This window comes from Pseudomonas sp. AD21 (assembly GCF_002878485.1).
Lineage (GTDB): Bacteria > Pseudomonadota > Gammaproteobacteria > Pseudomonadales > Pseudomonadaceae > Aquipseudomonas.
On the sequence record NZ_NQYG01000021.1, the window covers coordinates 32,848 to 58,676 of the forward strand.

At 59.9% G+C, this 25,829-nt stretch carries 18 protein-coding genes; 6 read left to right on the plus strand and 12 right to left on the minus strand.

Features of this window, described 5'->3' with window-relative positions:
- Positions 1-34: 34 nt before the first annotated feature.
- Positions 35-1,429, minus strand: coding sequence for a Si-specific NAD(P)(+) transhydrogenase (gene sthA / locus PseAD21_RS14985; protein ID WP_102356353.1), 1,395 nt, complete (start codon positions 1,427-1,429; stop codon positions 35-37).
- Between the two features lie 197 nt (positions 1,430-1,626).
- Positions 1,627-2,613, minus strand: a complete 987-nt coding sequence (locus PseAD21_RS14990) for an FAD:protein FMN transferase (RefSeq protein ID WP_102356354.1) — start codon at positions 2,611-2,613, stop codon at positions 1,627-1,629.
- Between the two features lie 390 nt (positions 2,614-3,003).
- On the opposite strand from PseAD21_RS14990, the gene PseAD21_RS14995 reads away from it, so the two are divergent.
- Positions 3,004-4,305 carry an MFS transporter gene (locus PseAD21_RS14995; protein ID WP_102356355.1) on the plus strand — a complete coding sequence of 434 codons (1,302 nt, stop codon included), beginning with the start codon at positions 3,004-3,006 and terminating at the stop codon, positions 4,303-4,305.
- Between the two features lie 187 nt (positions 4,306-4,492).
- Here the strand turns inward: PseAD21_RS14995 and PseAD21_RS15000 are convergent, their stop codons facing one another.
- The gene (locus PseAD21_RS15000) at positions 4,493-5,956 is read right to left on the minus strand and encodes a glyceraldehyde-3-phosphate dehydrogenase (RefSeq protein ID WP_025111064.1); all 1,464 of its coding nucleotides are present in this window, start codon (positions 5,954-5,956) and stop codon (positions 4,493-4,495) included.
- A 354-nt stretch (positions 5,957-6,310) separates the two neighbouring features.
- Here PseAD21_RS15000 and mfd point away from each other — a divergent pair, with 354 nt between their 5' ends.
- From mfd to PseAD21_RS15015, 3 genes are read left to right on the plus strand one after another with little or no spacing between them, the layout of a single operon-like run.
- The gene (mfd, locus tag PseAD21_RS15005) at positions 6,311-9,760 is read left to right on the plus strand and encodes a transcription-repair coupling factor (protein WP_102356356.1); all 3,450 of its coding nucleotides are present in this window, start codon (positions 6,311-6,313) and stop codon (positions 9,758-9,760) included.
- A gap of 10 nt (positions 9,761-9,770) precedes the next feature.
- Complete coding sequence (locus PseAD21_RS15010) at positions 9,771-10,337, plus strand: CsiV family protein (protein ID WP_102356357.1); 567 nt, start codon at positions 9,771-9,773, stop codon at positions 10,335-10,337.
- A gap of 11 nt (positions 10,338-10,348) precedes the next feature.
- Positions 10,349-13,039, plus strand: coding sequence for a DEAD/DEAH box helicase (locus tag PseAD21_RS15015; RefSeq protein ID WP_102356358.1), 2,691 nt, complete (start codon positions 10,349-10,351; stop codon positions 13,037-13,039).
- A 170-nt stretch (positions 13,040-13,209) separates the two neighbouring features.
- On the opposite strand, the gene PseAD21_RS15020 is transcribed toward PseAD21_RS15015, so the two are convergent.
- The 4 genes from PseAD21_RS15020 to PseAD21_RS15035 form a co-directional block, all read right to left on the minus strand.
- The gene (locus tag PseAD21_RS15020) at positions 13,210-16,500 is read right to left on the minus strand and encodes a DEAD/DEAH box helicase (protein WP_102356359.1); all 3,291 of its coding nucleotides are present in this window, start codon (positions 16,498-16,500) and stop codon (positions 13,210-13,212) included.
- Positions 16,501-16,509: 9 nt separating this feature from the next.
- Positions 16,510-17,247 (minus strand): S-methyl-5'-thioinosine phosphorylase, encoded by a 738-nt coding sequence (locus PseAD21_RS15025; RefSeq protein WP_102356360.1) that lies wholly within the window; start codon positions 17,245-17,247, stop codon positions 16,510-16,512.
- A gap of 13 nt (positions 17,248-17,260) precedes the next feature.
- Positions 17,261-18,271 (minus strand): beta-N-acetylhexosaminidase, encoded by a 1,011-nt coding sequence (gene nagZ, locus PseAD21_RS15030; RefSeq protein ID WP_102356361.1) that lies wholly within the window; start codon positions 18,269-18,271, stop codon positions 17,261-17,263.
- 158 nt (positions 18,272-18,429) lie between these two features.
- Positions 18,430-19,137 carry a TetR/AcrR family transcriptional regulator gene (locus tag PseAD21_RS15035; protein ID WP_007961819.1) on the minus strand — a complete coding sequence of 236 codons (708 nt, stop codon included), beginning with the start codon at positions 19,135-19,137 and terminating at the stop codon, positions 18,430-18,432.
- Positions 19,138-19,366: 229 nt separating this feature from the next.
- On the opposite strand from PseAD21_RS15035, the gene lexA reads away from it, so the two are divergent.
- Together lexA and sulA are read left to right on the plus strand one after the other, a co-directional pair.
- Entirely contained in the window at positions 19,367-19,975 is a 609-nt protein-coding gene (lexA, locus tag PseAD21_RS15040) for a transcriptional repressor LexA (protein WP_003226590.1), read from the plus strand.
- A 10-nt stretch (positions 19,976-19,985) separates the two neighbouring features.
- A complete protein-coding gene (sulA, locus tag PseAD21_RS15045; protein ID WP_102356362.1) occupies positions 19,986-20,459 on the plus strand; it encodes an SOS-induced cell division inhibitor SulA in 474 nt (157 codons plus the stop codon).
- A 95-nt stretch (positions 20,460-20,554) separates the two neighbouring features.
- Here the strand turns inward: sulA and PseAD21_RS15050 are convergent, their stop codons facing one another.
- From PseAD21_RS15050 to fadA, 5 genes are all read right to left on the minus strand, one after another.
- A complete protein-coding gene (locus PseAD21_RS15050) occupies positions 20,555-20,788 on the minus strand; it encodes a hypothetical protein (protein ID WP_003226592.1) in 234 nt (77 codons plus the stop codon).
- A 106-nt stretch (positions 20,789-20,894) separates the two neighbouring features.
- Positions 20,895-21,419, minus strand: a complete 525-nt coding sequence (locus PseAD21_RS15055) for a DUF6586 family protein (protein ID WP_102356363.1) — start codon at positions 21,417-21,419, stop codon at positions 20,895-20,897.
- A gap of 145 nt (positions 21,420-21,564) precedes the next feature.
- The gene (topA, locus tag PseAD21_RS15060; RefSeq protein WP_102356364.1) at positions 21,565-24,195 is read right to left on the minus strand and encodes a type I DNA topoisomerase; all 2,631 of its coding nucleotides are present in this window, start codon (positions 24,193-24,195) and stop codon (positions 21,565-21,567) included.
- Positions 24,196-24,309: 114 nt separating this feature from the next.
- The gene (locus PseAD21_RS15065) at positions 24,310-24,546 is read right to left on the minus strand and encodes a DUF1653 domain-containing protein (protein ID WP_007961814.1); all 237 of its coding nucleotides are present in this window, start codon (positions 24,544-24,546) and stop codon (positions 24,310-24,312) included.
- A gap of 99 nt (positions 24,547-24,645) precedes the next feature.
- Positions 24,646-25,821 (minus strand): acetyl-CoA C-acyltransferase FadA, encoded by a 1,176-nt coding sequence (gene fadA, locus PseAD21_RS15070; protein ID WP_102356365.1) that lies wholly within the window; start codon positions 25,819-25,821, stop codon positions 24,646-24,648.
- Positions 25,822-25,829 lie beyond the last annotated feature (8 nt).

The following is a 25,829-nucleotide window of genomic DNA, read 5'->3' on the forward strand; positions in this document are numbered from 1 at the left end:
TCCCCGGCCGGCTCAGGCCACCGGCCGGAGCCCGTCAAAAAAGCCGGTTGAGGCCGTCGTACGCCGCTACCCGATAGGCTTCGGCCATGGTCGGGTAGTTGAACGTGGTGTTGACGAAGTACTTCAACGTGTTCAGTTCGCCCGGCTGGTTCATGATCGCCTGACCGATGTGCACGATCTCCGAAGCCTGATAACCGAAGCAGTGAACGCCCAGCACTTCCAGGGTTTCACGGTGGAACAGGATCTTCAGCATGCCTTGCGGCTCGCCGGCGATCTGTGCACGCGCCATGCTCTTGAAGAACGCCTTGCCGACTTCGTACGGCACTTTGGCCTGGGTCAGTTCCTGCTCGTTCTTGCCGATCGAGCTGATCTCCGGAATGGTGTAGATGCCGGTCGGCACGTCATTCACAAAGCGCCAGCTACCGTTATCGACGATGCTGCCGGCTGCCGAACGGCCCTGGTCGTGCGCGGCACTGGCCAGGCTCGGCCAGCCGATCACGTCACCGGCGCCATAAATGTTCGGCACGCAGGTGCGATAGGCTTCGTCGACTTCGATCTGGCCACGGCTGTTGACCTTCACGCCGATATTTTCCAGACCCAGCGCGTCGGTGTTGCCGGTACGGCCGTTGCACCAGAGCAAGGCGTCTGCCTTGATCTTCTTGCCGGACTTGAGGTGCAGGATCACGCCGTTGTCCACGCCTTCGACACGGTCGTAGTCTTCGTTGTGGCGCACGGTGATGTTGTTGTTGCTGAAGTGGTAGCTCAACGCCTGGGAGATTTCCGAGTCGAGGAAGCTCAGCAACTGACCGCGGTTGTCCACCAGTTCAACCAGTACACCCAGACCGCTGAAGATCGAGGCGTATTCGCAGCCAATCACGCCGGCGCCGTAAACGATGAGTTTGCGCGGGGTGTGGCCGAGGCTGAGGATGGTGTCGCTATCGTAAATACGCGGGTGGTGGAAATCGATGTCCGCCGGGCGATACGGGCGCGAACCGGTGGCGATGATGATGTGCTTGGCCACCAGCTTTTCGACCACGCCGTTGGCGCAGACTACTTCGATGGTCTGCTCGTCGGCGAAGCTGCCGGTGCCGAAGAACACGTCGACGCGGTTACGGGCGTAGTAGCCGGTACGCGAAGCGACTTGTTTGGAAATGACTTTCTCGGCGCTTTTCAACACGTCCGGGAAGGAGAACCAGCGTGGCTCGCCGATCGCCCGGAACATCGGGTTGGTGTTGAACTGCATGATCTGCCGGACCGAGTGACGCAGGGCCTTGGACGGGATGGTACCCAGGTGGGTGCAGTTACCGCCGACCTGGCGACGGCTGTCGACCATCGCCACCTTGCGCCCTGCTTTGGCGGCGTTCATTGCCGCGCCTTCTCCCGCCGGGCCGGAACCCAACACCACCACGTCGTAGTTGTAGACAGCCATGCGTACTCCTCAGAACAGGCCGCGGTGCCAGCAGCACCGGCGGCTAAATCACGCCGAATCGCGGCGCGAAGGAACAATTGGGGGCCAGTAAAGAACCCGGACACAGTCTATAGAAGCGTCAACGCCGCGCACATTAACCCTTGGTCGCGTCGTAGGCTACTTTTGCCTGCACTACAACGCCAGCTTTCGTACTGTTCTCAGTCAACTTTTGCGCCACTGAGGCGCTCGAAAGCCGCACTGGTGCGGATGACGAAACCTGTATCGGCACGAATCACGAAGAATGCACCAATGTCATGTTTTTCGGCATAGTCCCAGGCCCGTTCAGGCCCGAGAATCAGCAACAGCGTCGATAGTCCATCGGCCATCAACGCTGAAGGATGAATTACCGTGACCGACGCCAGGTTGTGTAGGACCGGCGCCCCGCTATGCGCATCGAAGGTGTGGGAATAGCGCCGACCGTCCTGCAGGAAATAATTGCGGTAATCACCGGAAGTGGAAACGCCGTAACCATCGACATTGATGACGCGCTCAGCCACCTGCTGATCATCTCGCGGCTCCTCCAGCGCGATACGCCATGCCGAGCCATCGAGCTTTTTGCCCTTGGCCTTCAGTTCGCCCGTGGCTTCGGCGAGATAGTCGCGGATGCCCATGGCTTCGAGCCTGGCGGCAATGGTGTCGACGGCATAACCGGCGGCGATGCTGTTGAAGTCGACTTCGACCGGCGCATCCTTGCACAAACGGTCAGCGTCGATATGCAAATGCCGGTAGCCGACCCGTTGCAGGGTTTCGGCCACTGCGGCTGCGCTGGGGACTTTTTCTTCACGACCTTGCGGGCCGAACCCCCACAGGTTCATCAGCGGCTCGACGGTCAGGTCGTAGGAGCCTTCGCTTTGGGCTGACAGTTGTTCGCCAACCCGGACCAATTCGAGCACGGAGGCCGGCATCGTCTGACAGCTGTTCGCCGGCAAGGCATTGAAGCGCTCGATGTCGGAGTCATTGCGATAGGTCGACATCTGGCTGTCGACCTCGGCGAGGATTTTTTCCACTTCAAGCTGAACCCGCGCGGGCTCGGGAAGACCGGCATGGCGCACGTACTTGATCGAATAGGTGCTGCCCATGGTCGGGCCACCGAAGCTTTCCATCGAATCGCCGCTGCCGCAGCCAGACAAGGTGCCCACCAGCATCAAAAGGCCAATCAGCCAACCTTTAGACAAATCCCCTGCTCCCCACAACGAATCCTCTGACACAGTACAAAACTGAAGATTATGCGCCAGAACCTGCAGGAGTGAGCCTGTTCGCGATAGCGGTGGCCCAGCAAAAGATCTATTGGCTGATACGACGCCATCGCGAGCAGGCTCACTCCTACAGGTTTTTCATTCGCTTGATAGCGTCATGCTGGCCTTCGTAATGGCTATATCGTTTAAGCAGTGCCCTAACCAGTTGTTGCCTAACGATCTTTATACACATATGGTTACAAAACTGTTCACGGGTACTGCCTGAGTTTGCCGCGTGACGGCGAGGACGTGTCTAGATCAGGGATTTCCAATAAGACAGCCAACAGAGAGTACGAACCAATGTCCTCCACCACGGGCAAAGGCAAAGCGATTTTTCGCGTTGTCAGCGGCAATTTTCTCGAGATGTTCGACTTCATGGTCTACGGCTTCTACGCCACGGCCATCGCCAAAACCTTCTTCCCGACCGACAGCGCCTTCGCTTCCCTGATGCTCTCCCTGGCGACGTTCGGTGCCGGCTTCCTGATGCGTCCGCTGGGGGCGATCTTCCTCGGTGCCTACATTGACCGCCATGGTCGTCGCAAGGGCCTGATCATTACCCTCGCGCTGATGGCCGCCGGTACGATCCTGATCGCCTGCGTGCCGGGCTATGCCACCCTCGGCGTCGCCGCCCCACTGATCGTGCTGTTCGGCCGCTTGCTGCAAGGCTTCTCGGCCGGCGTCGAACTGGGCGGTGTCTCGGTGTATCTGGCGGAAATCGCCACGCCGGGCCGCAAGGGCTTTTTCGTCAGTTGGCAGTCTGCCAGCCAGCAAGCGGCGGTGGTGTTTGCCGGCCTGCTCGGAGTCGGCCTCAACCATTGGCTGAGTCCGGAGCAAATGGGTGAATGGGGCTGGCGCGTGCCGTTCCTGATCGGCTGCATGATCGTTCCGGCGATCTTCATCATTCGTCGCTCGCTGGAGGAAACCCCGGAATTCCAGGCGCGCAAACACCGCCCTACCCTGCGGGAAATCGTCCGTTCGATCGGCCAGAACTTCGGCATCGTCATCGCCGGCATGGCGCTGGTGGTGATGACCACGGTGTCGTTCTACCTGATCACCGCCTACACCCCGACTTTCGGCAAGGCTGAACTGCATCTGTCGGATTTCGACGCGCTGCTGGTGACGGTGTGCATCGGTCTGTCGAACTTCTTCTGGCTTCCAGTGATGGGATCGCTGTCCGACAAGATCGGTCGCAAACCCTTGCTGCTGGCGGCGACCATTCTGGCGATCCTGACCGCTTACCCTGCGCTGTCGTGGCTGGTGGCGAATCCGAGCTTCAGTCATCTGCTGATCGTCGAACTCTGGTTGTCGTTCCTGTACGGCTCGTACAACGGTGCGATGGTGGTGGCGCTGACCGAAATCATGCCGGTGGAAGTGCGGACCACCGGGTTCTCGCTGGCCTATAGCCTGGCGACCGCAACCTTCGGCGGCTTCACGCCGGCAGCCTGCACTTACCTGATTCACGTGCTGGACAACAAGGCTGCGCCGGGGATCTGGCTCAGCGGTGCGGCGGTGCTGGGGTTGATTGCGACACTGGTACTGTTCCGGGGTAATAAACATGAATTGCGCACTGCGCAAGCCTCGATAGTCGGCGGCGCCCGTTAGGACGCCTTCGGGAGCAAGCCCCCCCTCCCACAGGGTTTTGTGTCGTACAAGAAACCTGTGAACATCATGGGAACCTGTGGGAGGGGGCCTGCTCCCGAAGAGGCCAGCACAGGCAACAGAGATTCACCGGACACACAAACAAAAACGCCCCGACCTAAGTCGGGGCGTTTTCATTTGCAGCGAGTGCTTAGCGCGGGAACGCTGGCGGGTTTACACCGGCCATGTCTTCCATCACACGAACGACCTGGCAGCTGTAGCCGAACTCGTTGTCGTACCAGACGTACAGAACAACGCGGTTGTCCTGCACGATGGTCGCTTCAGCGTCGACCACACCGGCGTGACGCGAACCCACGAAGTCGGTGGACACCACTTCCTGCGAGTTGACGAAGTCGATTTGCTTGTGCAGATCGGAGTGCAGCGCCATGTAGCGCAGGTACTCGTTCATCTCTTCACGGGTGGCGGCTTTCTCAAGGTTCAGGTTGAGAATGGCCATCGACACGTTTGGCGTCGGAACACGGATTGCGTTACCGGTCAGCTTGCCGGCCAGCTCAGGCAGGGCCTTGGCAGCAGCGGTGGCAGCACCGGTCTCGGTGATTACCATGTTCAGCGCGGCGCTACGGCCACGACGATCACCCTTGTGGAAGTTGTCGATCAGGTTCTGGTCGTTGGTGTACGAGTGAACGGTTTCGACGTGACCGTTAATGATGCCGAACTTGTCATTCACAGCCTTCAGCACCGGCACAATGGCGTTGGTGGTGCAGGAAGCGGCGGACACGATCTTGTCGTCAGCGGTGATTTCGTTGTGGTTGATACCGTGAACGATGTTCTTCAGCTTGCCTTTGCCAGGCGCGGTCAGAACAACGCGGGACACACCCGGGCATTGCAGGTGCTGACCCAGACCATCGGCGTCACGCCATACACCGGTGTTGTCCACCAGCAGCGCGTCTTTGATCCCGTACTGGGTGTAATCCACCTCGGTCGGGTTCTTCGCGTAGATCACCTGGATCAGGTTACCGTTGGCGGTGATGGTGTTGTTTTCTTCGTCGATGACGATGGTGCCGTTGAACGGACCGTGTACCGAATCGCGACGCAGCAGGCTGGCGCGCTTGGTCAGGTCGTTGTCGGCGCCTTTGCGCACGACGATGGCACGCAGACGCAGACCGTCGCCACCACCGGTTTTCTCGATCAGGATGCGCGCCAGCAGACGGCCGATACGACCGAAGCCGTACAGAACCACGTCAGTGCCTTTGCGGGCCGAAGCGTTTTGCTGGCCAACCACGTCAGCCAGCTCTTCGCGAACGAACTGCTCGGCACTGCGGCCATTGCCTTCGCTGCGGAATTTGAACGCCAACTTGCCCAGGTCTACCGAAGCCGCGCCGAGCTTGAGCTCGCTCATCGCCTTGAGCAGTGGGAATGTTTCGTGGACGGAGAGTTCGCTGTCGTCGGAAGAACGGTGGCGAGCAAAGCGGTGAGCTTTGAGAATCGCGATGACAGACTGGTTGATCAGGCTGCGGCCATAGATCGAGCTCACCACGTTGTTATTGCGGTAGAGCTGACCGATAAGCGGAATCATCGCTTCTGCGAGTGCTTCACGGTCGATCCATTCACCAAGACACTGGTCGGGCTTCTGAGTCACGGTAACCTTCCACATGTAGGGGCAGAAAAAAGGGGCTACATTATGCCGCCCAGAACCTCGCGTAGCAATGCGCGCTTGTCGCGCAATCGGTAACAAAATTCCGTTCAAAAAAATTACGCCCCGCGCAAGCCCAGTAAAACCGGGGCTTTCAGCGCAGTCAATTTTTCGACGACTGTTAGACGATGTCTGTAACCCTCCGTAACACCAGCCGATTTCGGCACTACATAACCGCAAAAAAAGTGCTCGTTTTTATGGTTACCACTACATTTCGTGCAAACAGCGAAGATAGACGCAGTCTGCAACTGACAGGCGGCACCGGACGCCGCTACAATTACCGACTTTGTCGCAAAGCCTGGAGCTCAACCTTCCGTGCCCGTTCTGCGTCTACCGCTTCTCCCTGCTGCGGCAGGTAAACAGCATTGGGGCAATCTGCCCGGTGCTGCCCTCAGCCTCGCGATTGCCGAGGCTGCCAGCGCTGCCAAGCGCTTCACCCTGCTACTGACCGCCGACAGCCAGAGTGCCGAACGGCTGGAACAGGAGCTGAGTTTCTTCGCCCCGGAATTGCCCGTCCTGCATTTTCCCGACTGGGAAACCCTGCCCTACGACCTGTTCTCGCCGCACCAGGACATCATTTCCCAGCGCATCGCCAGCCTATATAGGTTGCCGGAGCTGGCCCACGGTGTGCTGGTGGTGCCGATCACCACCGCCCTGCACCGCCTGGCGCCGACCAAGTTCCTGCTCGGCAGCAGCCTGGTGCTGGATGTCGGGCAGAAGCTCGACGTCGAACAGATGCGCTCGCGGCTTGAAGCCAGTGGCTATCGCTACGTCGACACGGTCTACGAGCACGGCGAGTTCACCGTTCGCGGTGCACTGATCGACCTGTTCCCGATGGGCAGCAAGCTGCCGTACCGCATCGACCTGTTCGACGACGAAATCGAAACCCTGCGTACCTTCGATCCGGAAAACCAGCGCTCCATCGACAAGGTCGATTCGGTCAAGCTGCTGCCGGCCCGCGAGTTTCCGCTGCAGAAAGATGCGGTGACCCGCTTCAAGGCGCGCTTTCGCGAGCGTTTCGACGTCGATTTCCGTCGCTGCCCGATCTTCCAGGACCTGAGCAGCGGGATCACTCCGGCCGGTATCGAGTACTACCTGCCGCTGTTCTTCGACGAAACCTCGACCCTGTTCGACTACCTGCCGCAGGACACCCAGGTGTTCTCGCTGCCGGGCATCGAGCAAGCAGCGGAAAACTTCTGGAACGACGTGCGCAATCGCTACGAAGAGCGCCGCGTCGACCCTTCGCGTCCTTTATTGCCGCCCGCCGAATTGTTCCTGCCGGTGGAAGACTGCTTTGCCCGCCTGAAGAGCTGGCCACGCGTGGTCGCCAGTCAGCAGGACGTGGAAACCGGTGCCGGCCGCGAACGCTTTCCGGCACAGGCGCTGCCGAATCTGGCGATCGAAGCCAAGGCCACGCAACCGCTGGCGGCGCTTTCGGCATTCCTCGACGAATTCCCCGGGCGCGTGCTGTTCACCGCCGAATCTGCGGGCCGTCGTGAAGTCCTGCTGGAGTTGCTCGAACGCCTCAAGCTGCGACCAAAAACCGTCGACAGCTGGCCGGATTTCGTTGCGAGCAAGGATCGTCTGGCGATCACCATCGCGCCGCTCGACGAAGGCTTGATGCTGGATGATCCAGCGCTGGCACTGGTCGCGGAAAGTCCGTTGTTCGGGCAACGCGTGATGCAGCGTCGTCGTCGCGAGAAGCGTGCAGACGGCAACAACGACGCAGTGATCAAGAACCTCACCGAGCTGCGCGAAGGCGCACCGGTGGTGCACATCGATCACGGTGTCGGGCGTTATCTGGGACTGACGATTCTGGAAATCGACAATCAGGCTGCCGAATTCCTCACCCTGGAATACGCCGAGAACGCCAAGCTTTACGTACCAGTGGCCAACCTGCACCTGATCGCCCGCTACACCGGCAGCGATGACGCACTGGCGCCACTGCACCGCCTCGGCTCCGAGACCTGGCAGAAAGCCAAGCGCAAAGCGGCCGAACAGGTACGCGACGTCGCCGCCGAACTGCTCGACATCTACGCCCGTCGCGCCGCCCGCGAAGGCTACGCGTTTGCCGACCCGAAAGCCGATTACGCCACGTTCAGCGCCGGCTTCCCGTTTGAAGAAACCCCAGACCAGCAGTCGACCATCGAAGCGGTGCGTGAAGACATGCTCGCGCCAAAACCGATGGACCGTCTGGTCTGCGGCGACGTCGGTTTCGGCAAGACCGAAGTGGCGATGCGCGCCGCCTTCATCGCCGTGCACGGCGGTCGTCAGGTGGCAATTCTGGTGCCGACCACCCTGCTCGCCCAGCAACACTACAACAGCTTCCGCGACCGCTTCGCCGACTGGCCGGTGACCGTGGAAGTGATGAGCCGCTTCAAATCGACCAAGGAAGTGAATGCGGCGATTGCCGATCTGGCCGAGGGCAAGATCGACATCGTCATAGGTACGCACAAGCTGCTGTCCGACGATGTGAAGATCAAAAACCTTGGCCTTGTGATCATCGACGAAGAACACCGCTTCGGTGTCCGTCAGAAAGAACAGCTCAAGGCCCTGCGCAGCGAAGTCGACATTCTTACGCTGACCGCCACGCCGATTCCGCGCACGCTGAACATGGCGGTGTCGGGCATGCGTGACCTGTCGATCATCGCCACGCCGCCGGCGCGACGCTTGTCGGTGCGCACTTTCGTCATGGAGCAGAACAAGAGCACGGTCAAAGAGGCCCTGCTGCGTGAGCTGCTGCGCGGTGGCCAGGTCTACTACCTGCACAACGACGTGAAGACCATCGAGAAGTGCGCGGCGGATCTCGCCGAACTGGTGCCGGAAGCACGGATCGGCATCGGCCACGGGCAGATGCGCGAACGCGAACTCGAACAGGTGATGAGCGACTTCTATCACAAGCGCTTCAACGTGCTGATTGCCTCGACCATCATCGAGACCGGCATCGACGTGCCGAGCGCCAACACCATCATCATCGAGCGCGCCGACAAGTTCGGGCTGGCACAACTGCACCAGTTGCGTGGTCGCGTCGGCCGCAGCCACCACCAGGCTTACGCCTACCTGCTGACCCCGCCGCGCCAGCAAATCACCTCGGACGCCGAAAAACGTCTGGAAGCGATCGCCAATACTCAGGACCTCGGTGCCGGTTTCGTGCTGGCGACCAACGACCTGGAAATCCGTGGCGCGGGCGAACTGCTCGGCGACGGTCAGAGCGGGCAGATTCAGGCCGTGGGTTTCACGCTGTACATGGAAATGCTCGAGCGCGCAGTGAAATCTATCCGCAAGGGCGAGCAACCGAACCTCGACCAACCGCTCGGCGGTGGCCCGGAGGTCAACCTGCGCGTGCCGGCGCTGATTCCGGAAGACTATCTGCCGGATGTGCATGCACGCCTGATTCTTTACAAGCGCATCGCGTCGGCCACCGACGAGGAAGGCCTGAAGGATCTGCAAGTCGAGATGATCGACCGTTTCGGCCTGTTGCCGGAGCCGACCAAGAACCTGGTGCGCATCACCGCGCTGAAGTTGCAGGCTGAACAGCTGGGCATCAAGAAGGTCGATGGCGGCCCGCAAGGTGGACGCATCGAGTTCGCCACGCAGACGCCAGTCGACCCGATGACCTTGATCAAACTGATCCAGACTCAGCCAAAACGCTACAAATTCGAAGGCGCCACGATGTTCAAGTTCCAGGTGCCGATGGAGCGCCCGGAAGAGCGCTTTAATACTGTAGAGGCGCTGTTCGAGCGCCTCCTCCCGAAAACTGTTTGAAGGACGCCGCATGCGCCTGTTTCGCTCACTGACTTTGCTACTGACCTTCGTAGCACCGATGGCGTTTGCCGATGACCTGTATCAGGTCGAAATGATCCTGGTGCGGCAAAACGCCGTGCCGGCGATCATCAGCCGTGCCGCCCCGGAAGACTGGGCCGCCGGCGCCCAGCGACTGGACGCTGCCAGCCAGCGCACACCTGCACTGGGTGACGTGGCCAGCAAACTCACCGCCAGCGGCGATTACAGCGTGCTGCTGCACAAGGCCTGGCAGCAGACCCTCGGCGAAGCGCCGACCAAGGTGGCCGTCAGCGACGGCAAGGAACAGTTCGGTCAGTTCCCGATCGAGGGTACCCTGGAGCTGAAACTGGGACGTTTCACCGACGTGAACGCCGACTTCTGGGTCAATCAGATCGACGCCAACGGCATGGTCACCGCCAGCGAACGCCTGAAACAGGACAGCCACACCAAGAACGGCCAACTCAATTATCTCGACAACGGCCACCTGGCCCTGCTGATCAAGATTACCTCCCTGACGGCGCCCGCCCCACGGCAAGCCCCTGAAGCGATTCCGGACTGATCGAAGTCCTTATGTCCCCGCCTCTGAGTAAACCGTTGGCACCCTCCTGGGTCAGCCGATTCAAGGAACAGAGCCTGGAGCGTGGCCGCCGCTACGCCCTGGAGAATCGAGTACGCATCGCCCAGGTCGGCGACGCCACCATCACCGCCAGTTGCGAAGGCTCTGGCGGTAACGTCTACCGACAGACCATTCACCTGCGCGAGTCAGCCAAAGGCACCCTGCTGCTGGTTGACGCCGCTTGTACCTGCCCGGTACGAACCAACTGCAAACACTGCGCAGCGGTGCTACTGCAAGTGCAGGAAACCCTCGAATACCCTGCCGCCGCAAAAGACGCCGAACTGCTGGAAAAGCTCCAGGCCGTCCTCGAAAACCGCAGCCCCAAGGCACCGCCGCAAGTGCTGGTGGACAACGTGCAACCGGTGCCGCGCCTGTGGCTGGCCAGCGTCGAGTTCAGTGCGTTCGAACCGCGCAACGGCAAGATGCAGCGCTACATCCAGCATCGGGCGGCGCTGTCGTTCAGCTATCTGGATGAATACGTCAGCGGACAGAAAAACAGCGACATCCTGATCCGCCAGGAAGCACAGACCCTGCGGATAAAACGCCACCCCGAAGTGGAACAGTCCTACCGCGAACAGTTACGCATCCTCGGCTTTCGTATCGCCACCCGCCAGAGCAAAGCCCTGCCGGAAAGCGCCGGCGAGCTGTACGAGATGGTCAACGACAGCGCCTGGCTGACGTTCACCCTCAACGAACTGCCGAAGTTGCGCACCCAAGGCTGGGAATTGCAGATCGACGAGGAATTCGGCTTCGATCTGACCGCCGTCGACGACTGGTACGCCACCGTCGAGCAGGCCCCGGAGCGCGACTGGTTCGATCTGGAACTGGGGATCATCGTCAATGGCGAACGCCTGAGCCTGTTGCCGATCCTGCTCAACCTGATGCGTTCGCACACGGAAATCCTCAACCCGGAACGCCTGGCGCGCCGGCGCGATGACGAGCTGATTCTGGTCAATATTCCGCAACGCAACAGTGAGCACGGGCCGCTGCAGGTGGCCCTGCCCCTTGGCCGATTGAAACCGGTATTGGCGACGCTGGGCGAGTTTTACTTGCAGGAGCCGGGCGAAACCACCCTGCGTCTGAGCAAGGCCGACGCCACGCGGCTCAACTCGCTGGAAGGCATTCCACTGCTGTGGGAAGGTGGCGAACAGATCCGCAGCTTCGCCCAACGTCTGCGCGACATTCGTGATTACACCGCCGAGACACCGAAAGGTTTGAACGCGACGCTGCGCCCTTATCAGCTCGAAGGGTTGAGCTGGATGCAGTCACTGCGTCAACTTGAGGTCGGCGGGATTCTCGCGGACGACATGGGCCTGGGTAAAACCCTACAGACCCTGGCGCATATTCTCAGCGAGAAAAACGCCGGACGCCTGGATCGACCGTGCATGGTGGTCATGCCCACCAGCCTGATTCCGAACTGGCTCGACGAAGCCGCGCACTTCACGCCGCAACTGAAAGTGGTCGCGCTGTACGGTGCCAGCCGTAAAAAACATTTCGACCATCTGGCCGACTTCGACCTGATCCTGACCACCTACGCGCTGCTGCCCAAGGACGTCGAGCGCCTGGCGCAACAGCCGCTGCACGTGCTGGTGCTGGACGAAGCGCAGTACATCAAGAACCCCAACAGCAAAGCGGCGCAGGCTGCCCGCGAACTCAACGCGCGTCAACGCCTGTGCCTGAGCGGTACGCCGCTGGAAAACCACCTCGGTGAGTTGTGGTCGCTGTTCCACTTTCTGCTGCCCGGCTGGCTCGGCGACGTCAAAAGCTTCAACGCCGATTACCGCGTACCCATCGAAAAGCGTGCCAGTGAAGTCAGACTTCAGCACCTCAATGGTCGGATAAAACCGTTTCTGTTGCGCCGCACAAAGGAACAGGTGGCCACCGAGCTGCCGCCCAAGACCGAGATCATCCACTGGGTCGAACTCAACGAAGCCCAGCGAGATGTCTATGAGACCATGCGCCTGGCGATGGACAAGAAAGTCCGCGACGAGATCACCCGCAAGGGCGTGGCGCGCAGTCAGATCATCATTCTGGAAGCCTTGCTCAAACTGCGTCAGGTCTGCTGCGATCTGCGCCTGGTCAACGACACCACTCTGCCCGCTCGCGGCAGCAGTTCCGGCAAGCTCGACAGCCTGATGGAAATGCTTGAGGAGTTGTTCGAGGAAGGTCGGCGGATTCTGTTGTTCTCGCAGTTCACCTCGATGCTGTCGCTGATTGAGGACGAACTGAAAAAACGCAATGTCGCCTACGCCCTGCTGACCGGACAGACTCGCGATCGGCGCACGCCGGTGAAGGAATTTCAGAGCGGCAAGCGTCAGATCTTTCTGATCAGCCTGAAGGCCGGCGGCGTTGGCTTGAACCTGACCGAAGCGGACACGGTGATTCATTACGACCCGTGGTGGAACCCGGCGACCGAGAATCAGGCAACCGACCGGGCTTATCGGATCGGCCAGGAGAAACCGGTGTTCGTCTACAAGATGATTGCCCGGGGCACGGTGGAAGAGAAGATTCAGCACCTGCAGAAGGAAAAATCCGACTTGGCGGCGGGCGTGCTGGATGGGCGCAAGGCTGGGGACTGGAAGTTGCAGAGTGATGATATTGAAGCGCTGTTTGCGCCGTTGCCGGATAAGCTCGATAAGCGTTGATATCCTCGTCGCCTATTAGATGGCTTTCGCGAGCAAGCCCGCTCCCACATTAGAATTTTGGCATTCACAAGATCCCTGTAAAAACTGGATTGGTGAACGCCACAGATCCAATGTGGGAGCGGGCTTGCTCGCGAATAGGGGCACCTCGGTCTAACGGTTAAAACCCAGGCTCAACCCTTGGAAACAGGCAACGGCGCGAACAATGCCTCGATGTCACTCTGCTCCAGTTTCCAGCCACCCGTCGACCCGCCTTCAAGTACCGCCCCGGCCAACGCAGCCTTCTCCTGCTGCAACGCCTGTATCTTCTCCTCCACCGTGCCACGGGCAATCAGCTTGTAAACAAACACCGGGTTGTTTTGCCCGATTCGATACGCACGATCGGTTGCCTGATTCTCCACAGCCGGGTTCCACCAAGGGTCGAAGTGGATCACCGTGTCCGCAGCGGTCAGGTTCAAACCGGTACCGCCCGCCTTCAGACTGATCAGAAACAACGGCACCTTGCCACCCTGAAAATCCTTGACCGGTGTGCGCCGATCCGTGGTGTCACCGGTCAGCAGCGAATAGGCAATGTCCCGTTGCTGCAATTCTTCCTCGATCAAAGCGAGCATCGAAGTGAACTGGGAGAACAGCAGGACTCTGCGACCTTCGCCGAGCAGCTCTTCAAGCATCTCCATCAAACTGACCAGCTTGCCGCTGCCGGAACGCAGCGCTTTGGCCGTCATTGGCATCTTGATCAGGCGCAAGTCGCAACAGACCTGCCGCAGCTTGAGCAAGGCATCGAGAATGATGATCTGACTGCGCGCCACACCACTGCGGGCGATTTCGTCGCGCACTTTTTTGTCCATCGCCACGCGAACCGTTTCATAGACATCGCGCTGGCCGTCGCTGAGATCGACCCAATGGACAATTTCGGTTTTCGGCGGCAACTCGGTGGCCACCTGATCCTTTTTACGGCGCAACAGAAACGGCTTGATCCGCGCTGTCAGGTGCTGCATGCGTTGAACATTGCCGTGCTTCTCGATTGGCGTACGGTAATCGCGGTTGAAGGACTTGCTGTCGCCAAGCCAACCGGGCATCAAAAAGTGGAACTGCGACCACAGCTCGCCCAAGTGGTTTTCCAGTGGCGTGCCGCTCAGGCACAAGCGCTGGCGGGCCTGCAGATCACGGGCCGCTTGCGCCGCTTTGCTGATCGGGTTTTTGATGTTCTGCGCTTCGTCGAGAATCAGCACGCTCCACAACTGCGGCTGTAGAACCTCGAGATCCCTCGGCAGCAAAGCGTAAGTGGTCAGCACCAGATCGTATTCAGCCAGATTAGCGAAATCCTTTTGCCGCCCCGTGCCGTGCAGCGCCAAAACTTTCAACTGCGGAGTGAAACGCTCTGCCTCGTCGAGCCAGTTGGGAATCAGGCTGGTCGGCATCACCGCAAGAGCCGGGCAATCGAGGCGACCGACGTGTTTTTCCGTGAGCAGATGCGCCAAGGTTTGCAGCGTTTTACCCAGCCCCATGTCATCGCCCAGAATGCCGCCGACCTCAAGCTCACGCAGGGTCTGCATCCAGTTCAGGCCTTCGAGCTGATACGGGCGCAGTTGCGCGTTAAGACCGGCCGGCGCAGCGACGTGGGTGTGACTGGAATTCTGCAATCGCTTGGCGAAGGCGCGCAGCCGCTCGCCACCCTGCCAATCCAGCGGCACACCATCAAGCATGCTCAAGCGCGCGGCATCCGGGACACTCAAGCGCAGTGCATCGCCCTGATGACCGCCCAGGTACAACTCGCCCAGCGTGGCCATCAGCGGTTTGACCCGACTCAGCGGTAGCGCGACCTTGGCCCCCGAAGGGTCGCCAAAACCGCTGGGCTTCAGTTCGATCAGGAGTTTTTCGTCATCGCTGCGTTGTGCCAGATTGACCGGGTCAAGCAAGCGCGGCTGGGTGCGCAACAAGTGCAGAAGGATCGGTAGCAAACTGTAGCGCTGGCCATTGACGACGATACCCAACTGCAAATCAAACCACTGATGCCCAGCCTCTTCTTCGACCTCGGCGTACCAATGCTCGACCGGTTGCACATTGAAATGAAAGCCGGGACTCATCTCCACTTCCCAGTTCGAGGCGCGCAACGTGGCAAGCCCTTCGTGCATAAACCCGAGCCAGGCGGAATCATCCGGCAAGGTGAACGTCTCACCGGGACGATCCAGCGAGCTCTTGCGCGTGGCTTTCTTGAGGCCGAGCTTTTGCAGGATCTGGCGCAGTTTCTTTTCCACCGCTGGCTGGCGTTGAATGCGCTGGGTTTCGGTGCCGTTGAGGATCATCACTTCCGGGTTGCGATCCACCGTCGGCTGGCCGTTGTAGGTAAACACCAGGGCGGCGCGGTGCTCCAGAACGTATTCCCAGCGAGACCGCTCACGACCGCTGACGAGGGTCAGTTGCGGCTGCGGAAGTACGTCGTCGATGACTCGTTCGGTCAATCGGTGTGGCGCCGGGATTCTCGTTGCCGCACTCATGCGATGGCTGAACTGCATGGCCTGACGCGCCGGAATGTCCGGCGCCAGCGTCAAATGACTGGCCAGTTTTTCTTCCAGTTCATTGAACAGAGGGCCAATCTGCCGCTGTTCACGATCCAGGTAAAAAAGCGGCTCCAGCGCCAGCACAGTTTCTTGCGCAGCCTCGGCACTGCTCCACTGCGCGCGGAAGCCGCCGTCGGCCTGCTCGGCCCAGGCGAACTGGCCGATGCGTTTCGCGCCCGACACCAACGGTCGCAAATCTTCGAAATCGAGGAACAGCCGCGAGGTGCGCAGGAGCGTTTCCAGCAGTTCGGCGCCGCTGCTGCCTTCCAGCGGATAGCCGCTGTAATAGGCGTGATGGGAGTGCATGGCAACCAGCAGCCTGGCGACGCGCAGATCCAGCTCGGACAGGTAGCCGGGCTGACGCATGAGCATTTCCGCCAGCGAATACATTGGTTTGACTTCGCGTAACTCGCCGCTCTTGAGCTGGGAGACCTTGAAAATATCGAGCAGCCACTTGCCGCTCACTGACGTTGGCTTGAGCTTGTAAAACAGGCGCGTGCCTGCGGTTTGCGCGCCTTCTACGGCGGGCTTGGCCGGTACCGGAATTGTCGAAAGCCAATGTTCCAGCGCCCGACCCAGCAGGATCTGTGCGTCACGTTCAGACGCACTATGATCACTGCCCTGCAGGTGATAAAGCACCGCAGCGCAATGCTTGCAGTCGATAGCGACAGGACAGGTGCACAGGCAACGCAAGTTGACGCCCAGCCGATCTTCGGACAGGTAAATGGTTTGTTCATACGCCTGATCTTGCGAACCGACGCAGAACGCCTCGATCTTTCTGTCATCGATCTCGATGATCTCTACCCGGTCTTCGGCGGCATAAGCCCGAGCCTTGGCCAGCGCCTTGCTAGTGAATTCCTGAGTCCAGGCCAACGACTTGAGCTGTTCGATGAAAATGCTCATGGGCAGCCCTTAGCTGGCCAACACCCGCGCCAACGTCGACTTCACCTTGCCCATGCCGTCATGCAGCGCCTGCTCGATCTCGGCCATGGTGATCACTTCGGTGGTCTTGCCCGCTGCCGGATTCACCACCAGCGCCAGACAGGCGTAGTCCAGATCCAGCTCGCGGGCCAGTGCCGCTTCCGGCATACCGGTCATGCCGACGATGTCGCAGCCGTCGCGCTCCAGTCGCACGATCTCGGCCACGGTTTCCAGACGCGGGCCCTGGGTGCAGGCGTAAACGCCTTGATCACTGTATTCGCAGCCTTCGGCAGCCAGCGCGGCGATCAATTGCTGACGCAGCGGCTCGCTGTAGGGAAAGCTGAAGTCGATGTGGGTGACATGTTCCAGATCATCGGCGAAAAACGTGTGTTCGCGACCGCTGGTGTAGTCGACGATCTGATGCGGCACGCAGAAATGTCCGGTGCCCATGACCGGGTGAATCCCGCCCACCGCGTTGACCGCGATGATCGCCTCGGCGCCAGCCTGCTTCAGTGCCCACAGGTTGGCGCGGTAGTTGACCTTGTGCGGCGGGAAACAGTGCGGATGGCCGTGACGGGCGAGGAACAGCACTTCCTTGCCGGCGTATTCGCCAATTTGCACGTCGGCCGATGGCGCGCCGTAGGGCGTGTCGACTGCCAGCGACTGGCGAATGGTCAAGCCTTCGAGCTGGGTCAGGCCGGTGCCACCGATGATTGCGTAAACCGTCATAACGAATGAGTCCTTAATCGATCAATTGAGCATCTTTGAGCGCGCCGATGGCGGTAAGCCAGCGCGGGTCCTGACGGTAGTCGGTGCTGGCGAACGCCTGCCCGCGCATCCGCGCAATGCGCGCGGACGGCTTGACCTTCATTCGTTGTGCAGCACTCAGGGCCAGTTCGGCCGCAGCACGGTCGTTGCACACCAGGCCCATGTCGCAACCGGCGCTGAGCGCAGCTTCGATACGGCTGGCGGCATCGCCGACCACGTGGGCACCGGCCATCGACAGGTCGTCACTGAAGATCACGCCGTCGAACTGCAGCTCGCCGCGCAGGATGTCCTGCAACCAGCGACGGGAGAACCCGGCAGGTTGCGAATCGACTTGCGGATAGATGACGTGCGCCGGCATGACCGCCGCCAACTGCTTGCTGAGCCGTGCGAACGGCACGAGGTCATTGGCGCGGATCTCGTCGAGGCTGCGTTCATCGTTCGGGATCGCGACGTGGGAGTCGGCTTCGGCCCAACCGTGACCGGGGAAATGCTTGCCGGTGGCGGCCATGCCGGCACTGTTCATGCCACGGATGAAAGCCCCGGCGAGCAAAGCGGCGCGCTCGGGATCACCCTCGAACGAACGGGTGCCGACCACGGCGCTGCGCTGGTAATCCAGATCCAGCACCGGGGCGAAACTCAGGTCGAGGCCGACCGCCAGCACTTCGGTGGCCATGATCCAGCCACATTGCTCAGCGAGGTATTCGGGATTCGGATTGTCGGCAATGGCACGCATCGCCGGCAGGCGCACGAAGCCTTGGCGCAGGCGCTGCACGCGACCACCTTCCTGGTCCACCGCCAGCAACAGATCCGGGCGAATCGCGCGAATGGCGGCGCTCAGCTCACGCACCTGGCGCGGATGCTCGATGTTGCGGGCAAAAATGATCAGGCCGCCCACTTCGGGCTGGCGCAAAAATTGGCGATCCTCGGCCGTCAGCCAAGTACCGGCGACGTCCACCATCAACGAGCCTTGCAGGCCAGCAGTCATAGAGATTCCTTGAAAACGAAAAACCCGTCTCGCACGACATCGCCACCGAGGACAATGCCCGGCAGGTTGGCGATGGTCAGGGGAAACGGGTTCAAAACGAGAGTCGACATGGGCGGCTAGCTTAGCGGATGTAAACTGCTGCGCCCACCCGTGTGCGGTTAAACCTTGGCGGCCACCGGGGTCGATTTGCTGCGCGGGCGCAGTTGGGCTGTCGCCATGGCCGGGTCGGTGACACCGGTTTCGGCACGCATGCCGGCCGCGAGGAACGGCACCATCAGGCGCATCACCTGCTCGATCGAGGTGTTGACGCCGAAATCGGTCTCGGCAATCGCGCGCAAGGCCTTGATACCCGACATGCTGAACGCAGCAGCGCCGAGCATGAAGTGCACGCGCCAGAACAGCTCGATCGGTGGAATGCGTGGTGCCGCTTCATTGACCAGCAGCATGTAGCGGCGGAATACCTTGCCGTACATATCTTCCAGGTAACGACGCAGGTGGCCCTGGCTCTGGCTGAACGCCAGGCCGAGCAAGCGCATGAAGATCGACAGATCGTTACCACTGCGTGGCTGAACCACCAGCGCCTGTTCAACGAGGATTTCCAGCAGTTCTTCAAGCGTCGGCTTGTTTTCAGGCTTGGCCTGACGCCGCTCCAGCTCTTTGTCGAGGCTGATGCAGAACGGCCCGAGGAAGCGCGAGAAAACCGCCTGGATCAGCGCTTTCTTGGAGCCGAAATGATAGTTCACCGCGGCCAGGTTGACGCCGGCCTTGCTGGTGATCAAACGCAATGAGGTTTCGGCGAAACCTTTCTCCGCGAACAACTGCTCGGCAGCATCAAGAATGCGTTCAACGGTTTCCGACTGGGCCATGGCTACTCCGCCTGACAAACACTTGTTTGAAACATACGTTTCAGCCTGTGCCTTGTCAAGCCTGCCAGTTCGTTTGGGGAATGGTCGGTCAGCTATTTAACCACACTCGCCCGCCCCATTAATAAGCACGACCACCGACCGTCCGGCGGCCTGCAAAAAAACGGGCATTGCCAAGACCGCTTCACTGTATATAATCCCAGTCACTGTATAAAAAGACAGAGCGATCAATATGCTAAAGCTGACGCCACGCCAAGCCGAGATTCTGGCCTTTATCAAACGCTGCCTCGAAGACAACGGCTACCCGCCAACCCGCGCGGAAATCGCTCAGGAGCTGGGCTTCAAATCGCCGAACGCGGCCGAAGAACATCTCAAGGCCCTCGCACGCAAAGGCGCCATCGAGATGACCCCGGGCGCCTCGCGCGGCATTCGCATCCCGGGCTTCGAAGCCAAGGCTGACGACTCCACCCTGCCGATCATTGGCCGGGTCGCCGCAGGCGCACCGATCCTCGCGCAGCAGCACATCGAAGAATCCTGCAACATCAACCCGGCTTTCTTCCATCCCCGCGCCGACTACCTGCTGCGCGTGCACGGCATGAGCATGAAGGACATCGGCATCTTCGACGGTGACCTGCTGGCGGTGCATACCACTCGCGAGGCACGCAATGGTCAGGTCGTCGTGGCACGTATCGGTGATGAAGTGACCGTCAAGCGCTTCAAGCGCGAAGGCAGCAAAGTCTGGCTGATTGCTGAAAACCCCGAGTTCGCCCCTATCGAAGTCGACCTGAAAGATCAGGAACTGGTGATCGAAGGCTTGAGTGTCGGCGTAATCCGCCGCTAAAGGAGGCTTTATGCAGTTCCCACACACACCTCAGCAAACACAACTGCCTTTATTCGAAGCGTTTCTGGCACAACCGATGGCGCCGACCCTGAAAGACGTGGTCGAGCGCCCCTGGAATGCCGAACCGGAAGTATTCAGTGAGCTGTCACTGCGCGGTGCGGCGGGGAACTGCCTGAACCTGCTCGCCCCGATCCTTCGCGAACTGAGCGAAGATCAGGACGCACGCTGGCTGACGCTGATCGCCCCTCCCGCCAGCCTGACCCAGACCTGGCTGCGCGAGGCCGGCCTTAACCGCGAGCGCATTCTGCTGCTGCAACCCCGGGGCGCGCAAAGTGCTCAGCAACTGGCCTGCGAAGCACTGCGTCTGGGTCGAAGCCATACGGTCGTGACCTGGCTCAACCCAATGAACACCGGTGCACGGCAACAACTGATCAGCGCTGCACGCACGGGCGACGCTCAGAGCCTGAACATTCGATTGGGTTGATTCACTTGTAACGCGCGCTGTGTGAAGCGCATGGCTTCTCCAAGGACAGAGAAGCCGACTTGATGCGGTATCGGCAAACGCCGAAAGGCAGGGGATCAGTGAAGAACCCGCGGCCCCTCTTCCTTATCAAACTCGCCTTCAACCATACGACCGGCCATCTGCACGCCGACGCTCAACATCGCCTTGGCGATTTCCACGTGCTGGCCTTGCAGGAACGCCTTGGCATCCTCGGAGAAATCCAGCGTCACCAGAGAACCCTCGTCCTCAGCCCTGCGCAGTTCGATTCGGCCGTCTGGTAACTCGACAATTTCTAGAAAGGACGTTGGCATATAGGTCTGTTCTCCACGAAAGGCAGGGATTATATAGACATCATTCAGGCTTCGCTCGGGATCTTGACCAGCAGCATGTTTCAGATTGCCACCGCGTCAATTGTCCTCAGCACTCATTCAAGCCTTCGCGAAAGCGGATGGCCAGACCCTTGAGGTTCTGCCGCCAGCTCTCCAGTTCTTCGCGACTCAACTCCTGCGGCTCCTCTGTTTCATCCAGATTAACGGCCTGAATCAGTGGCTGGGTCACATCACCCTTTGGCTTGTGTGGCACTCGTGGTGGCTGGAACATCGCCGAATGCGCCACCAGCAGTTTCGCCAACCAGGTTCCAGGATTGCCCGCCAGCTCAACCATCTCGGCCAGCTCCGGGATCGCAATCGACTCCAGCACCTCGGGAGTCAGCAGCGTCTCTGCCCGCGGCGCATTGGCCTGAGGCAGACGGTAGAAACCGGCGATCTCATGGCACAGCCCCAGAAGCGCGCCGTAGAGGTGAAACAACGCCGATTCACGTCCAGCCTGAATCAACGCCAACGAGTTCATCGCCCGCCCTTCTTCGGCGCGAGCCAGAGCTTCCAGCGACAGGCCAGCGAAATAGATCTTCTGATTGGTGCGGGTATAGAGTTCGTGCGCCATGCCGGCAGTCTCCACAGCGAAATAATTGCGTCACACAGGCCGGACAGTGTCATAGATCAGCCGATCCCACCGCAAGCACAAAACAAAAAGGCCGCATGAAAACCCTAGGGTCATCAATGCGGCCTTTTGTGTATCGGACTAACGCTTACTCAGCCTTGGCTTTCGTGCGCTTGTCTTCAACTGTCCACTTGCCACCGTCGTAGTATGCTTTCCAGCCGGTAGGCTTGCCGTCGACCTCGGTCTGCACGTATTGCTCCTTGGTCTTGCGGCTGTAACGGATAACCGCAGGCAGACCATCAGGATCCTTCTTCGGCGCTTCGCACAGGAAGTGGTACTTCGGATCGATCTCGTCCTTGTGCGGCAAAATCTCGATCACCAGCGGAGCACGAGTCTCGCGGTTTTTCGGGAACTGACTGGCCGCCAGGAACAGACCGGAAGCACCGTCGCGCAGGATGTAGGTGTCGTTGACCTTTTCGCATTTGAGCTCAGGCATCTTCACCGGATCCATCTTCGGCGGCGCCGCATCACCGCTCTTCAGCAGTTTGCGGGTGTTCTTGCAGGTCGGGTTGGTGCAACCAAAGAACTTGCCGAAACGGCCGGTCTTGAGCTGCATCTCGCTGCCGCACTTGTCGCATTCCAGGCTAGGACCTTCATAGCCCTTGATGCGGTAGTTGCCCTCTTCGATTTCGTAGCCAGCGCAATCCGGGTTGTTGCCGCAGATGTGCAACTTGCGCTTCTCGTCGAGCAGATAGGCGTCCATCGCCGTGCTGCAGATCGGGCAGCGATGCTTGCCGCGCAGTACCAGCGATTCCGACTCGCCTTCATCATCCGCAGCAATCTCGTCGCCCGGCACCAGGTTGACGGTGGCCTTGCAGCGTTCTTTCGGCGGCAGGCTGTAGCCCGAGCAACCGAGGAACACACCGGTCGAAGCAGTACGGATCTGCATCGGACGACCACAAGTCGTGCACGGAATGTCGGTCATGACCGGCTGGTTGGCACGCATGCCGCTGTCCGGATTCTCCGCCACTTCAAGCTTCTTCTTGAAGTCACCGTAGAACTCATCCAGCACGTTTTTCCAGTCGCGCTCGCCTTGAGCCACGTCATCGAGGTTCTCTTCCATGCCGGCGGTGAAACCGTAGTCCATGAGATTCGAGAAGCTTTCCGACAGACGCTCGGTGACGATGTCACCCATCTTTTCCGAATAGAAACGACGGTTGTGCAGGGTCACGTAGCCGCGATCCTGAATGGTCGAAATGATCGCTGCGTAGGTCGAAGGACGACCGATACCGCGCTTTTCCATTTCCTTGACCAGACTGGCTTCGGAGTAACGCGCCGGCGGCTTGGTGAAGTGCTGGGACGGATCAAGCTTGATCAGCTTCATCACGTCGCCCTGTGCCATGTCCGGCAGAACGTCGTCATCGCCAGGCTTGGCGATCTGCGGCATAACGCGGGTGTAACCGTCGAACTTGAGGATACGGCCCTTGGCGCGCAGCTCGAAGTCGCCAGCACCTACGCTGACGGTGGTCGACAGGTATTGCGCCGGCAGCATCTGGCAAGCGAGGAACTGGCGCCAGATCAGCTCATAGAGGCGCTCAGCATCACGCTCCATACCCGCCAGCTTGCTCGGCGTGGTGTTGGCGTCAGAAGGACGAATCGCTTCGTGAGCCTCTTGTGCGCCTTCTTTGCTGCTATAGACGTTTGGCGTTTCCGGCAGGTACTTCTTGCCGAACTCGTCTTCGATGTAGGTACGCGCCATCGTCACGGCATCGGCCGAGAGGTTGGTCGAGTCGGTACGCATATAAGTGATGTAGCCGGCTTCGTACAGACGCTGGGCCATCATCATGGTTTTCTTCACGCCGAAGCCCAGGCGGTTGCTCGCGGCCTGCTGCAGAGTAGACGTGATGAACGGCGCCGAAGGCTTGCTGCTGGTCGGCTTGTCTTCGCGCTTGACGATGCTGTAGCTGGAAGACTTGAGTTTCTCCAGCGCGGCCATGGCCTGAGCTTCGTTGAGCGGCTTGAAGGCTTCGCCTTTCTCGCGAGCTACTTCGAAACGCACGGTCGAGCCTTTGGTGGTGCCGAGATCGGCATGCACTTCCCAGTACTCTTCCGGGTTGAACGCACGGATTTCACGCTCACGCTCGACTACCAGCTTCACGGCAACCGATTGCACGCGACCGGCGGACAGGCCACGGGCGATTTTCGACCACAGCAGTGGCGAGACCATGTAGCCCACGACGCGGTCAAGGAAGCGCCGCGCCTGCTGAGCGTTTACACGATCGATGTCCAGTTCGCCAGGCTCCGAAAAGGCTTCCTGAATCGCCTTCTTGGTGATTTCGTTGAACACCACGCGCTTGTAGCGGCTGTCATCACCACCGATGGCTTCGCGCAGGTGCCAGGCAATGGCTTCCCCCTCGCGATCCAAGTCGGTTGCGAGATAGATGGTGTCAGCATCCTTGGCGAGCCGGCGCAGCTCTTCGATGACCTTCTCTTTGCCTGGGAGGATCTCGTACTTGGCTTTCCAGCCATGATCGGGATCGACACCCATGCGCGAGACCAACTGCTTGCGCGCTTTCTCTTTCGGCGTGAGCACCGGCCCTTCGCCCGCGGCAGCCTTGCCGCGCTTGGCGGCAGGCTCTTTGCTGGCGCTAGCCGAACCGCTGGTGGGCAGGTCTCGGATATGGCCGATACTCGACTTCACCACGTATTGGTTGCCCAGATACTTGTTGATGGTCTTGGCCTTAGCCGGGGATTCCACAATGACCAGCGATTTGCCCATGGATCAGAAAATTCCTGAATTCTAGAAGTGAAAGGCGGTTGGCGCCTGACGCGGCACCGCTATATATAGTGGCTACAAGGTGAGGTCAAGCACAGGGTTCTGTGCGCACTCGCCTTATGCCTTGGAAAAAAGGCTCGGTTCGGCTTGCACCAAAGCAAAGCGTGGCACCTGCTCGCCGTCAACCTCGACTGACTCGACGAACATGCTCAAAGGGCGCACCCAAAAGCCGTAATCGCCATACAGGGCTTGGTAAAAGACCACTTCTTCTTCGGTCTCGGAATGCCGCGCGACACTGAATACGCGGTACTGCGGACCTTTGTAATGTTGGTAGAGCCCAGGTTGTATCGGCATGTTTTGGCCCTCACTCAAATTTTTTCAAAATAAATACAAAAATAAATCCACAAAAACAAAAACCGGGGCACTTGGCCCCGGCTTCCATCGACGAGACGCTTAAACGCGTTCGAAGACGGTGGAGATGCCTTGGCCGAGACCAATGCACATAGTGGCCACCCCGAAGGTGCCGCTATTCTGCTTCATCACGTTCAGCAAGGTGCCGGAGATACGGGCACCGGAGCAACCGAACGGGTGACCCAGAGCGATCGCGCCGCCGTGCAGGTTAACCTTCTCGTTCATCTTGTCGAGTACTTTCAGATCTTTCAGCACTGGCAGGGCCTGTGCAGCGAAAGCTTCGTTGAGCTCGAAGAAGTCGATATCGTTGATGCCCAGGCCCGCACGCTTCAGGGCTTTTTGTGTAGCCGGCACTGGACCATAGCCCATGATTGCCGGATCCACACCCGCCACTGCCATCGAACGGATCACGGCCATTGGCTGGATCCCCAGGTCCTGCGCACGCTGCGCCGACATCACGATCATGCACGAAGCACCATCGGTGATCTGCGACGAGGTACCGGCAGTCACGGTGCCGCCCTTTGGATTGAAGGCAGGCTTGAGGGCCGCCAGGCTTTCCAGGGTGGTTTCCGGACGAATGGTTTCGTCGTAGTCGAACAGCTTCAGGAAGCCGTTTTCATCGTAGCCCTGCATCGGGATGATTTCGTCTTTGAACTTGCCTTCCACCGTCGCTTTATGGGCGAGTTGGTGGGAGCGCACGCCAAAGGCATCCTGCTGCTCACGGGTGATGCCGTGCATCTTGCCGAGCATTTCAGCGGTCAGACCCATCATGCCCGAGGCTTTCGCCGCGTACAGCGACATGTGCGGGTTCGGATCGACACCGTGCATCATGCTGACGTGGCCCATATGCTCGACGCCGCCAACCACGAACACGTCACCGTTACCGGTCATGATCGCTTGCGCAGCAGTGTGCAGAGCACTCATCGACGAGCCGCACAGACGGCTGACAGTCTGGCCGGCCGAGGTGTGCGGGATCTGGGTCATCAGCGACGCCATGCGCGCGATGTTCCAGCCCTGCTCCAGGGTCTGGTTGACGCAGCCCCAGATCACGTCCTCGACTTCAGCAGGATCGACCTTGGAGTTGCGTTCCAGCAATTTGCTGATCAGGTGCGCCGACATGTCTTCGGCGCGGGTGTTGCGGTGCATGCCGCCCTTGGAGCGGCCCATCGGAGTACGACCGAAGTCGACAATCACGACGTCTCTAGGATTCAAGCTCATAAGTTCAC